We start from the raw sequence: 12722 nt of genomic DNA, 5'->3' as shown, positions 1-12722 counted from the left end.
TTATATTTCCGCCAAAATACTTCTCCGGCGGAGTTATTTTATTTCCCAGACGTACTGTCCCGTTATATTTCACTAACCGGAATACGCTAAAATAAATTATTCCACGGGGATAAGGTTAGAACTCGGTGCCTGCCCGGCATATGCACCCGGCAGGCGAACAGCAAATTACTGGGGCGCGGCCTGCCCGTCGGCGCCATAACGCGGCCAGGCCGGTTCCAGTTGCAACGTTTTCAATGCCTGCTCCACAAACTGGCCGTCAAACCAGCTATCAACGGTAAACGCCGTGCGAATTAAACCGGCCGCTTTGGCCCGGTCTACGCTGTCTTGCAGACTGGCCTGCAAGAACGCATCCAACCGTGGCGAACTGCGGAAATTCAATTCCGCCGGCTGCAGCTCGGCCAGAAACAGCGCCTGCGGGATCCGGCTTTGCGCTTCGAGCTTTTCAACATACGCCGCCGTATTGTCCGGCTGGCTGATCCAGTGGGCGTTTTGCACCAGGATATCCACCAGCTGCTGCGTTATCTGCGGGTAATGCGTAATGAAATCCTGGGTGGCGACCACGCCGGCCTGGGTGGTGTTCGCCCGGCCCAGTTCCCCGCTGTCGGCCACAATGGCGATGCCCTGCTCGCGCAGCGTTAAAAGCGACACGCCGCCCCATACGGCATCGATGCGGCGAGCGGCCAACGCCGCGCGCCCGGCGGCCCAATCCAGATTGATCACTCTGACATCGCGCTCGCTCAGCCCAACGCTTGCCAGCGCACGATCAAACGCCAACTGATCGGCCGTGCCGCGATATACGGCCACCCGTTTGCCTTTGATATCCGCCAGGGTTTTGATGCCCGATTCCGGCGTGGCGGCCAGGTAAGAATGGGAGCCACGTACCCCCAGCAAGAAACGGGTTTGCAGGCCACCGGCGCGGCCGATAATCGCGGCCAAATCGCCCAGATAGGCGATATCCAACTGGCGGTTGGCTAACGCCTCATTCACCGCCGGCCCGGCCCCTTTGAAAAAGGACCATTTTATCTTGATCCCCTGCGGTTCAAATGCCTGCTCGAATTGCCGCTGGATATGCGCCAGCCCCAGTGGGCCGGCGATAAACGGTTTATTGCCCGCACTTTGATCGGGCACGCCAATGCGGATTTCCGTAGGCTTATCATTTTGCGCGTTTGCCTGGCTGACCACCCCGGCGGCCAGCAGCCAAAATAGCATGCCCCATTTGAATGCCTGCGCCACCGCTATCCATCGTTGTTTCATTTTATTTTTCCATTTGTCTATTTATTAATTGAATCTACCTAACTGCTATAGGCGACTATAAATAACTTTTTTATATTTTCTTTTGTGAAAAAGGGATAAATTAGTGATTATCCGCGTTACAGGAACATATGCATTTATTGCACGCATACCATCGATTTAACGCATGCGCCATGATCGCAAGATTATTAAATGACCCTCCCCATTAATTTATAAATTCTCTACCCAAAATAATTCGAGTTGCAGGAAGGCGGCAACACAGCGAGTCCCCAGGAGCTTACTCAGGTAAGTGACTGGGGTGAGCGAGGAAAGCCAACACACCTGCAACTTGAAGTATGAAGGGTATAATTAATACGGTCAGTGCCATAAATTAATACGGCACCGGCCCCGGAGATTATCTCGGCTATGTTTATGTTGTTATAGCGCCAACCATTGTGCCAACTGGCCGCTGGTTAAGCCGTTTTTGGCCCTATCGATCACCTCGCCGTCTTTCAACAGCAGCAGCGCCGGTAGCCCGCGCACGCCAAAGCGTGCCGCCAGTTCAGGGAAACGATCGGCATCCAGATAGTAACGCGGCCGCTGCGTCAGGCCGGCGGCAAGCGCCGGCTCATTGAGCTTGCGCCACAGGTTGCGGCAGTGAATGCAACGTTCGGCGCCGACAAACAGCAATACGTTGCCCTGCTCAAGCTGCGCGCTGTCTGGGTGCTCAATCCGGCTAAAGCCTTCGGCATCAACGCGGAACACTTTTGGGCTGCGGCGCAGCGTATCGTTGTCGGTGGCCACGCAGAGCGCGTCGGCGCTTTTGTTGTAAGGCAGGGCGCCCTCAACCTGCACCACGCTGGCAAAACCGCTGCGCCCCGCCGCGCCCGGTTGGCGCAGTTGCGAAACGTCTGGCGCGGCGATAGCGGTCTCTTCCGGCAGTGCCAACTGCGGGATCCATGCATACGGCACGCGGTAGGCGCGGTAGACCATGTTGTTATTGAGCGCCTTGCCCCAGTACGGGGAGATGTATTCCCAGACGATCTCATGATCCTGCGTCACTTCAAAAATACGGCCGTTCGATCCTTCATTGATCAACGTGTTGCCGTTCGGCAGCCGTTGAATATTGCTGATATACGGGCTGTAGAAACGGTAAGAGTCCGTCGGATGTGGGATACCGGCTTCATAAGGGGAATAGCGCCATTCAATATCCAGCGTCACCGGGTTGATTTCCAGCACTCGCGAGTAATCGCGCCAGGCGTTCTTCACCCCATCCGGCGATGCCGGGTTAGGCGCGCCATACCCGGCCCAGCCGCCGTTATCAAACACCAAAATATTGCCGGCGCCCGGCAGACCGGCGGGAACCATGTGCGCATGGTGCTGGCCGATAATCCACCCCAGGTGTTTCAATTCCGGTTTGCTGTAGTCCGGGCCCAGCTGCCAGACGATCTTACCGCTCGGCTTATCAATAATGGCGATAATATTTGATTCACGCGCGTCCCAGATGATGTTGTCCGGGTGGAACCGGGCATCCCCGGCGTCAAACCATTTGTTCGGCCCCAGCGTGGACATGGAGTTGATGTGCATCCAGTCCCCCATTCCGCCGCCGCTGGCGCGCATATTGGGATTATTGCGGATCGCTTCGCGCGCGGCCGCGTCAAAGCCAAGCTCGGCAAAGTGATCGCTGCAGCGCCATTCCCAAACAATATTGCCCTGCCAGTCGACTTCGATAATGGTGTCATCCAGCAGCAGCTTGTCGCTGATTTCCGGGTTGTGCAGGTTCTTGTGCGCAAGTATCAGGGTATTGCCCCCCTCAACCTGAGGCTCCAGGCCGGGCGCATAATACCCCACTGGGTTACCCGCACGCTGGTAATCATGGTGCGCCCGCGCCATCCAGCGTACCGGATTGCCGGGATCATGTATTTCTTCATAGCGATCGAAGCGCCAGGTAATATTGCCTTCCCAGTCAACCTGCACCAGATCCGCCATATCCTGCATGCCGTAGCGGGGATCGCGCTCGCTCAGGTGACCCAGGATCACGCCGCCGGGGAAGATCTTGTTCGGGAAACCGTGCAAATTCGGCCAGTGGCGCAGCTCGCGCCCGTTCATGTCGGTCAACACGGCGCCGCTTTCCACCGCCTGAAATACGGTGTAACCGCTCCAGGCTTTTTCCGGGTTATAAATCGTGGTGCCGGTTGGGTAAACAGAGGGATGCCCCATTGCTGTTTTCTCCTGTTTTCATTAAGTGATGCCCGCAGGCTTAAAACGTTGCCCAAACCGCAGGCGGCGGCCTTCTCTGTATGCGCATAGCGCCAGGGAATCGCGTGTAATGCCGCCTGCGTTGGGGGTTAATGCGAATCGAGGTGTGGCTGCGTTATCAGGCTGCGAATGCGGGCACAGCAGGTGCCAAATTCTGCGCTGTCCCGATCGCGCGGCTGGGCCAGTGCCACGGTGACGACATCCAAAATCCGCCCCGGCCTGGGCGAAAGCACCACGACCCGGTCTGCCAGCGCCACCGCCTCCTCCACGTCGTGGGTAACGATCAGGGTGGTGGTGCCCTGGCTTTGATGAATGCGTAGCAATTCCTGCTGCATTTGCTGGCGCGTTAACGCATCCAGCGCGCCAAAAGGTTCATCCAGCATCAGGATCTCCGGGCGGGCGACCAACCCGCGGGCGATCGCCACACGCTGGGCCATCCCGCCGGAGAGCTGCGCCGGCAGGGAACGCGTGAATTCGCTCAGTTGCACCAGTGAAAGAATATGGCTTATCCGTTGGCGCTTCTCGGCCTGGCTTATCGGTTCATCCGCCAGCCCTAGCGCCACGTTTTGCTCAACATTCAGCCAAGGGAACAGGCGCGGTTCCTGGAACACGATCCCTCTGTCGCGCCCGGTGCCCCGCACCGGTTGGCCGTTAACGCGGATCTCCCCTTGAAAATCGCCATCCAGGCCGACCAGCAGGCGCAGCAACGTCGATTTACCGCACCCGCTGCTGCCGACCAGCGCCACCAGTTCACCGCGTTGAATATCCAACGAAAAATTGTCGATAGCCGTCAGGTGTTGCCACTGTTTTTTAACGTGGCGAAACGCCACAACCGTAGAAGATGCCGTCATATTTGCTCCTGCCGCCGCCAGCGCGTGACGGATGCTTCCAGCACGCGGCCCGTTTTATCAAGCAGCGCACCGGTGATGCCGATAAGTAACATGCCGCAGAAAATCGTCGGCATATCAAGAAGCTGTTGCGCATTGATCATCAGGCTGCCGATACCCACGCCCGATGACATGAAATACTCCGCGCCGATGTTGCCCAGCCAGGCATAAAGCAACGCCAGGCGCAGGCCAGCGAAAATACCGGGGGCGGCGCCGGGCAAAATCAGCAAGCGCAGGTAGTCGGCGCCTTTGAGGCGCAGAACCTTCGCCACTTCATCCAGTTGCGGATCGCGCTGCGCAACAGCCTTCAGGGTGCTAAAAAACATCGGGAAGAAGGCCGCCAGCATCACGAATACCACTTTGCCGGGGTTGTCGTTGCCCACCCAAGCGGTGAGCAACGGCAACCAGGCAAACAACGCAATCTGGCGCAACACGTTCAGCGTGGGGGAAAAAATCGCGCCGACGGTGGGCCTTAACGCACAGGCCAGGCCGCCGGCAAAGCCCAGCACGATCCCGGCCGCGCCCCCCAGCAGCGCACGGCCCAGGCTTTGCCCCATCGGCTGTAACAGTTCGCCGTTTTGCAGGCCGCTGATCAGGCGCTCAACCACCGCCAGCGGCGAAGAGAGCAACAGCGGATCGATCCAGTCATGGCGGCTGGCAAGCTGCCAGATCGCCACCAGCAGCACCGGCAGCACGATCCCGGCCAGCCGTGCCTGCCGGCGGTGCAACTGCTGGCTAAGCGCGGGCTGCGGCCAAAAAACCAGGCGCTGATACACCCGGTGCGTTCCCCATTCCATCACCAGGCCACTGATGCCGATAACAGCGATCGCGACAAACACGATATCGAGTTGAAAAAGCTGGCGCCCCCAGACCATCAGGTAGCCAATCCCCTGGGAAGAGGCCAACAATTCAACCACGATCAGCGAGATCCACGCCTGGGAAAGCGCCAGATGCACCCCGGTAAACCACCCCGGCAGGCTGGCGGGCACCAACAGCAGGCGAAAACGCTGCCATCCATTCAGGCGCACCACATGCGCCACTTCGCTTAAACCGAGCGGCACCGCGGCCAGCGCCTGCTGTGTGTTCAGTGTAACGGGCACGATAACCGCCTTGACGATCACCGCCATTTTCAGCCCATCGTCGATGCCGAACAGCACCATAAACAGCGGGATCCACCCCAGAGTGGGGATTTGCGCCAGGGTATAGAACAGCGGTTCCAGGTATTGCGCGCTGCGGCGCGATAGCCCAAACAGCCCGCCGAGCAGCGTGCCGGCCAGCACGCCGAGCAGTAGCCCCAGCGCCAGGCGCTGCAGGCTCACCCACCACTGGGCAAGCAGATCGCCCTGCCAAAGCGCGTTCGCCGTTGCCAGCACCACCCGCGGCGCCGGCAGGATTTGTTCCGGCATCCACTGGTACTGCGCCGCCAACTGCCACAGGGCAAACAGCGCCGCCGGCAGCAGTAAGGGCCACAGATTTATATGCCACATCGGCGGCGCCAGCCGTCGCCTTTTCAAGAGCAGCAGTTGTGCCATAGCAACCTGTTTAATCAATGAAAACATGTGGCTATCAAACAGTCCTTTGCTGCGCTTGACTAATGCATTTCTTGAATATACCCACTGCAAAAGACGCATTTATACCGCTGTGCCGCGCCAGCGCTGGCTTAGCTCAATTCCGGTATCGCTTTGCTAAAAAAATCATTTAAAACAAGATGGTGGTATATGCAGAGCCGTTAAACGGAGGGAACCGATGGCGAAAAGGGTACGGTAACGCGGGTTGTTCTGGCGCAGTGGCGGCGGCGCGGTGGAAAAGAATGCGGGGGTTTGCCGGGCGATGAAATATGGCCAAAATAATTCGGCCGCAATCCAAGCCTATTACAGCAGGTATGCTACGATAGGTGCCATTATTTACACCACAACTTTCAGATAACCTGTTGGCTTAATTAAAGATGCAGAAAGAAATCGAACAATATATCTCTGTTATTCTTCAAGAGTGGCAGCCTTTACGCGCAGAGCTCCCGCAAGCGGCGATCGTTATTTTGCAGCAGATTGCGGAAGAGCAATCTGACGATCTGGCCAACAAGTTTTATGAAAGTTTGTTTAAAGATCCGGCTATTGCGCGGCACTTATCCTATGAACTGGTGCAGGAACGGCTGAGCCGTTCTCTTTCCAAATGGGTCAAGGCCGTTCTGACCCATGGCGAAAACCAGCTCGAAGCGCTGGCGCAGCAGCAATATCACGTGGGCGGCGTCCATGCCCGCATCGGTATCCCCGTTGAATTCGTGCAGCGCGGCGCCCGGCAATTGAAGTACGGCATCTTTGACTACATTACCAGCCGCAGCCTGGATCCTACCCTCAGTTTACAGGTGATGCACTATGCCGCGATGGCGATTGATATCGCGATCGAAATGATGAGTCACGCCTATGCGATGTCGCATTACCTGGCAACGCGCAATGAAGAATCTTACCGCCTGCATGTGTTGATGAATAACGCGCATCTGGAGCAAGGCAAGCAACAGACGGCCCTTTCCAACTGGGAAAACTCGGTGATTTACAGCCTGGTGAGCGGCGCACGGCAAACGGAGCCGCTGGTCAACATTTCTGAATCCAGCTATGGCCTGTGGTTCCGCCATAAATGTGTGCGCCACTTCGGTGAAAACCAACAGGTTCAGCAAATGCGCCAGTTGATGACACAAATCGATGAAAAAGTGGGCAGCATTGATACCACGGCAGAAATACCGGTAAAGAAAATGCAGGAGCTGTTGCGCGTTATCCATAGCAGCTGCCAGCAAATTAATACGCACATGGAGATGCTGTTTAACGAAGCATCGCATATGCAAGACGGCAAAGATGCCCTGACGAATTTGCTCAACAAGCGCTACCTGCCGATTGTCCTCAAGCACGAAGTCAGCCTGGCGATGGAAAACCATTTGCCGCTGAGCGTCGCCATCATCGATGTGGATCATTTTAAAATGGTGAACGATGAATGGGGGCATACTGTGGGCGATCGCGCACTGACGCATATTGCCAACCTGCTCAGTGATAATATTCGCTCCAGCGATTATCTGTTCCGCTACGGCGGGGAAGAGTTCCTGATTGTGCTGGTTGAAGCCGGCCAGTCGGAAACCTATACGCTGCTGGAGCGCATCCGCCGGATCATTAACAGCACGCCCTTTGAAGCCGTCGCCGGGAAAACGCTGCCCATCACGGTAAGTATTGGGTATGCGCAACATAATGGGCTCCCGGACTATAACCTGTTGCTCAATAAGGCGGATATTGCGCTATATGAGGCCAAACGCAACGGCAGAAACCGTATTGAGCCGCAATAGAAAGAAAGGCAGCCAGAGCGGCTGGCGAAAATTTCGCGCATCCAAAGTTGGCATATAGTCGTTCGTTCCCATTGTTTGATGGGCAAACCACCGCGCGTGTTTATCACTGCCTGAATAAGAGCCGCCATTCACCGATAATGGAAGATGTTGGTTATGCTAAAACCGGCGGAGGAAATGCCTAATAACGATCTGGCGCGGCGATCTTGATCACGGCCTTTCTCAGGAAATGAGTTGAATCCAAATAACAGGCGGGCTTATGCCATTCCCCTGGAAAGAAAATCACCAACCCACCGGGGGGCAATACCAACCATGCCTCGCCCTGCTGCGCCTGCGCAAAACAGATATCCTTGGCCTTATCATAGGGCGTGATATTTTCCATTCGTGCATCCCCGCAGACATACCCCAGCGTTTCCGGGCCGTTTAGCGGAATATGAATATCAATATCGCGCTGATGCATTTCAAAAGGTTTAACCGCTGGCGCCGTTAATTGCCGGTCCATCATCTTGACCAGAATCTTTCCCGCTCCCAGTGAATAATCACCTGGCGCCAGATCAAACAGATCCAGCGCCGTTACCTGCTCCAGGGCGGTTAGAAACGCCGCATCCAGCCCGGGATGGTGTTTAATCGAAGCCAATGAATCCACAATCATGCCATGCTCCTTTTTTAAATAGCACGCAGGGGTTAACCACTATATCCATTAACCCCCGGCATGATATTTAACAGGTATTAAAACGAGCCGAATAATCAGAAATAAACATCGTCGATGACATCGACGTTTTTTGCCGCAAATAATTTATCAATCCAGGTGCGCTCCAGGGCGCCGGATTTTGCCAGTTCAAAGTTGTGATTATCCACAACCAGGTACTGTTGGGCCTCTTCCAGAATACGCGCGGCATCCAGGCGCGGAATGATAATCACCCCATCGGCATCGCCCATAACAATATCCCCTGGGCAGACATGAATTTTCCCGCAGGCGATCGGCACATTAATTTCACCCGGGCCATCCTTGAAGGGGCCGCCCGGCGTATGCCCGACCGCATACAGCGGAAAATCCATTTTCGAAATCCCTTCGATATCCCGAATCGGCGCATCCAGCACGATACCTTCGATACCACGGTAGCGGGCATAGGTGGTCATCACTTCGCCCATCAGCGACTGGCTGCGATCCCCTTCGTTCGAAAGAATAATCACATCATCACGGCCGGCAATATCCATGGCCTTATGCAACATCAGATTATCGCCGGAGCGCGCCTTAACGGTGACGGCCAGCCCGCACATAACGGCTTTTTGCGGCGCGCTCATCAGCTTTATTTCCGATGACAAGGCAGGCATGCGGCTCATGCAATCGGCGACCACCGCCGCGGGGAGCTGACGGAATGCCTCAAGCAAAGGGAGTGCATCCATCGGTCTTTTTAAAAACACACGATTACCAATAGCCATTCCAATATCCTCTAAGTGATTAATTGTGAACTTTTTCGGCCAAAGCGATCTGCTCTGGGGTGGTCTTCTTCGTGAAAGCGCCCGTGAGAGGGGTTCCGTCAACCGCGTCGTAATAACGCAGCGCTTCTGGCCGCAGCCAGCGTTGCAATCGTGACGGCATATCCAAGCCAATCAGCAGGATAACGACAAATGTCAGTGTGAATGACAAACCGCTCAGCGCCGTTCCCAGGCTGAAGTGCTGAGCAATGGAAGCGCCTAAGACTGGCGCCAGCGCCCCGCCCATAGAGCCAATGTTGTAAATGAACCCCAAATTGGCTGCACGCTGGTCGGTATCGAAATAGCCGCTGATCAGTTTGGCAAGCAGCCCGCCAACGCCCTGGCTAAACAGCTGCTGCAAGAAAATCAAGGCGCACAGCAGCCACACGCTGCCGCCGGTTAAGGCAAATACCGGAATGATGATGATCTGGGCAATCAGCAGGCTGATGACGTAGGTTTTTCTGGTGCCGAAATAGTCGCCGGCGATACCGGCAAAACAGCAGCCAAGCCCCATGCCGAACCGGCTGAAAGAGAACACCAGCGCCACGATTTCAGGCGTGTAATGCAGCTCGGTTTTTAAATAGGTCGGCAACAGCGCATGTATCGGCCAGCCATACAGAAATACGCATAAAATAATCACCGTCAGCATTAAGCTGGTGGGCCATTTTTTGCCGCCGCTTTGTACCAGAAAGGAAATAAAAATCAGTGTGGTGATCACCCCCAAAATAGCGACCAACACGGCAGGCCGGCTGTGATCGAAACAAAAATACAGCGCCACCGCAGCGATAACAGACAGGGCGATATTCATGCCGCTTTTAGCCGTATTACCGTTGCGGTATAACAAATCAACCATGGTAAATACGGGTTTGGTACTCTTGGCACGGTTTTTCGCCCACTCCTCGGCTTCGGGAATAGCACGGCGCAGCCATAACGCATAAAGGATTGGGATAATCCCGATATAAAATAATACGCGCCAACCCCATAAAGGCACGATGACGCTATAGGCCAGTACCGAAAGAATAGCGCCGGCGGAAAAACCAGAGTTAAGAAACGCACTGGCTTTATTACGCATGTCCTTGGGCCAGCTTTCGATCACGTAGGCGGAGCTTGTGCCGTATTCCCCGGCCATCCCAACACCAACAATCACCCTGGCGATGAACATCCAGGTGTAATTGGGCGCTAAACCACAGGCGACCGTACCGCCGGCAAACATCACGATACTGGCAATCATGGCGCTCTTTCTGCCAAACCGATCGCCCATCGCGCCCAAGGCCAGGCCGCCGAACCACCTTAAGATAAAAGCGGCGGAAACCAGCCCGGCGGCTTCAACCGTCGGGATATTAAACTCCGCCATGATTTCGGTTAGCACTAAGGTGATAATGACAAAATCAAAACCATCAAGCATATAACCGATCCAGGCAGCCCAGAATGCTTTCCACTGCGGCCGCGTAATACGCCGGCTCCAGTGCAGGGTCGAGGACTCATTATTCATAACGTACCTCATTATTTAAGGGTAATATTTCACGTATTTATTTTTCTTACTGTAATTCCAGCGCGGTTATCGCCTTGCCTACGGTGAAGTAACGATCAAGGTTATCAAAGACGTTATTTGCCATTGCCTGGCGAGTTTCAACCGTTGCGCTAGCAATATGCGGCGTGAGTAAAACATTATTCATCTGCAATAATGGCGCTGGAATTTCCGGCTCATGTTGATAAACATCCAAAGCCGCGGCCTTAATTGTGCCTGATTGCAACGCTTCAATAAGATGTTGCTCATTAACTAACGAGCCGCGCGCAATGTTAATCAACGTGCCATCGGGCCCCAAAGCCTGCAATACGGCGGAATCAATCAAATTCCGGTTACTTTCATTACCGGGCATAGCCAACACCAGAAAATCCGAAAACGCCGCCAACGCCTGCGTGTTAGGAAAATAACTATATTCAACGGACGATTTTACGGTTCTGTCGCAATAGCCCACGCACATATCAAAGGCACTGGCGCGTTTGGCGATCGCCTTGCCAATTTTCCCCAGCCCCAAAATCCCGATCTTTTTGCCACTGACTTTATTGGCAAGGCGAGGTGGCCTGGTTAACCATTGACCACTTCGGGCGAACATATCCTGATAGGATAATTGCCGTGCCTGCGCCAAAATAAAAGCCAGTGCCAAATCCGCCACATCATCAGTTAAAATATCGCGGGTAACGGTAACGTTAATTCCCCTTTCCGCCGCTTTGACTAAATCAATACCATCGGTTCCGACGCCAAAAACTGAAATAATTTCCAGATTAGGCAGCCTGGCCATCACATCGGCGGATAAGCCAACATCGCCACGGGTGGCAACACCGCGAATTTTTTCGCCATGCTGACGTAAATATTCATCGCTATTTTCACACTGATAAAGGTTATGGCAGATAAAACGGCTAGCCAACCTGTTTGCCAACGCATCCATTAATGGTTGAACAACCAGGATGTGTTCTTTTTCTTTGCTCATAATTATCTCGCTTTAACGCGTTAATTAATGGGTTATATCGTTTCCCCGGTAAATATCTTGAAGCCCAGATCAACACTACGTGTGGCATTCGCAGCATCCATTTTTTTGATGATCACCTCTGCCGACTTTTTACCTATTTCAAAGCGCGGAGTGATTACACTGGCTAATACTGGCGTCACCGTTTTTCCAATATCAAGACCATGGAAGCCGGCAATAGACATCTGCTCCGGCACCCGAATGCCGCGCCGCAAACACTCCTGCAATACGCCAACGGCAATATCGTCATTGGTGCAAAATATCCCGTCGACTTTTTGCGCCCCAGCCAACACATCTTTGAGCATCATCGCGCCCAGCGAAAATGATGAAATGCTGTTAGGTGATATACGGCGAGCCAGTAAACCGGACTCTTGCATTGCCGCGCGATAACCAAGATAGCGTTGGTTATCGCGCTGATCGTTACGCGATCCGAAATAATAAATATGCTTTTTCCCATGCTGGATCATAGCATTCACCATATGGTAAGCCGCTAATTTATTATCAAAGCCAATTTCAATATCGATCTGTGATTCCAGCGTATCCATGATTTCAATAACGGGTATTTTCAACGATCTTAAATAGCTTTGCGCACGCAAGGTGTGTACTTTTTCGCACAGCACAATGCCCTCAATGTCATATGACAGCAGGTTGATAATCTGCTTTTCTTCATTCTCCCTGGAGTAGTTATATTCAGAAATTAACAACTGATAACCATGCTGGTTAGTGATAAACTCCAGGCCGGAAAGAATGTCTGAAAACACCTGATTCTGGAAAGAGGGTATCAGCACGCCAATTGAATTACTTTTCGCATTGAGCATAATATTGGGTGCCCTACTTGGTATGTAATTCATCTCATCCAGTATTTCTGCAATTTTCAGCCGGGTTTCCGATGCCACCTGTTTGGGCTCTCGTAGATAGCGGCTAACGGTCATCTTACTCACGCCCGCAAGGCTTGCTATATCCTGGAGGCTTATCCGGTTATTACGCATAGATACCCTTTATGAAGTTTATATCCCA

General features: G+C 54.0%; 10 protein-coding genes. 1 reads left to right on the top strand and 9 read right to left on the bottom strand.

Annotated features, from left to right (window positions below):
• Positions 1 to 165: 165 nt before the first annotated feature.
• The 4 genes from AC559G_RS01385 to AC559G_RS01370 all read right to left on the bottom strand — a co-directional run bounded on the left by AC559G_RS01385 (position 166) and on the right by AC559G_RS01370 (position 5908).
• Positions 166 to 1254, bottom strand: coding sequence for a type 2 periplasmic-binding domain-containing protein (locus tag AC559G_RS01385; protein ID WP_498910703.1), 1089 nt, complete (start codon positions 1252 to 1254; stop codon positions 166 to 168).
• A gap of 414 nt (positions 1255 to 1668) precedes the next feature.
• On the bottom strand, positions 1669 to 3450 hold the full coding sequence (locus tag AC559G_RS01380) for an aryl-sulfate sulfotransferase (RefSeq protein WP_498910701.1): 1782 nt from the start codon (positions 3448 to 3450) through the stop codon (positions 1669 to 1671).
• Between the two features lie 128 nt (positions 3451 to 3578).
• On the bottom strand, positions 3579 to 4340 hold the full coding sequence (locus AC559G_RS01375) for an ABC transporter ATP-binding protein (RefSeq protein ID WP_498910699.1): 762 nt from the start codon (positions 4338 to 4340) through the stop codon (positions 3579 to 3581).
• On the bottom strand, positions 4337 to 5908 hold the full coding sequence (locus AC559G_RS01370) for an ABC transporter permease (RefSeq protein ID WP_498910697.1): 1572 nt from the start codon (positions 5906 to 5908) through the stop codon (positions 4337 to 4339). Before AC559G_RS01370 ends, AC559G_RS01375 begins: the two co-directional genes overlap by 4 nt.
• A gap of 413 nt (positions 5909 to 6321) precedes the next feature.
• Here AC559G_RS01370 and AC559G_RS01365 point away from each other — a divergent pair, with 413 nt between their 5' ends.
• Positions 6322 to 7701, top strand: coding sequence for a diguanylate cyclase (locus AC559G_RS01365; protein WP_498910695.1), 1380 nt, complete (start codon positions 6322 to 6324; stop codon positions 7699 to 7701).
• Between the two features lie 178 nt (positions 7702 to 7879).
• Here the strand turns inward: AC559G_RS01365 and AC559G_RS01360 are convergent, their stop codons facing one another.
• The 5 genes from AC559G_RS01360 to idnR all read right to left on the bottom strand — a co-directional run bounded on the left by AC559G_RS01360 (position 7880) and on the right by idnR (position 12694).
• Positions 7880 to 8350, bottom strand: a complete 471-nt coding sequence (locus AC559G_RS01360) for a NanQ anomerase/TabA/YiaL family protein (protein ID WP_498910693.1) — start codon at positions 8348 to 8350, stop codon at positions 7880 to 7882.
• A 95-nt stretch (positions 8351 to 8445) separates the two neighbouring features.
• On the bottom strand, positions 8446 to 9141 hold the full coding sequence (locus AC559G_RS01355; RefSeq protein ID WP_416261682.1) for an RraA family protein: 696 nt from the start codon (positions 9139 to 9141) through the stop codon (positions 8446 to 8448).
• 19 nt (positions 9142 to 9160) lie between these two features.
• Positions 9161 to 10669: an MFS transporter gene (locus AC559G_RS01350; RefSeq protein ID WP_498910690.1), complete on the bottom strand. Its 1509-nt coding sequence runs from the start codon at positions 10667 to 10669 to the stop codon at positions 9161 to 9163.
• Positions 10670 to 10715: 46 nt separating this feature from the next.
• Positions 10716 to 11669, bottom strand: coding sequence for a 2-hydroxyacid dehydrogenase (locus AC559G_RS01345; protein WP_498910688.1), 954 nt, complete (start codon positions 11667 to 11669; stop codon positions 10716 to 10718).
• A gap of 32 nt (positions 11670 to 11701) precedes the next feature.
• Positions 11702 to 12694 (bottom strand): DNA-binding transcriptional regulator IdnR, encoded by a 993-nt coding sequence (gene idnR / locus AC559G_RS01340; protein ID WP_498910686.1) that lies wholly within the window; start codon positions 12692 to 12694, stop codon positions 11702 to 11704.
• Positions 12695 to 12722 lie beyond the last annotated feature (28 nt).

The sequence above is a fragment of the Gibbsiella greigii genome (assembly GCF_039540155.1).
In the GTDB taxonomy this organism is placed as follows: Bacteria; Pseudomonadota; Gammaproteobacteria; order Enterobacterales; family Enterobacteriaceae; genus Gibbsiella; species Gibbsiella quercinecans.
This window is presented reverse-complemented; position numbering and strand designations above follow the sequence as displayed.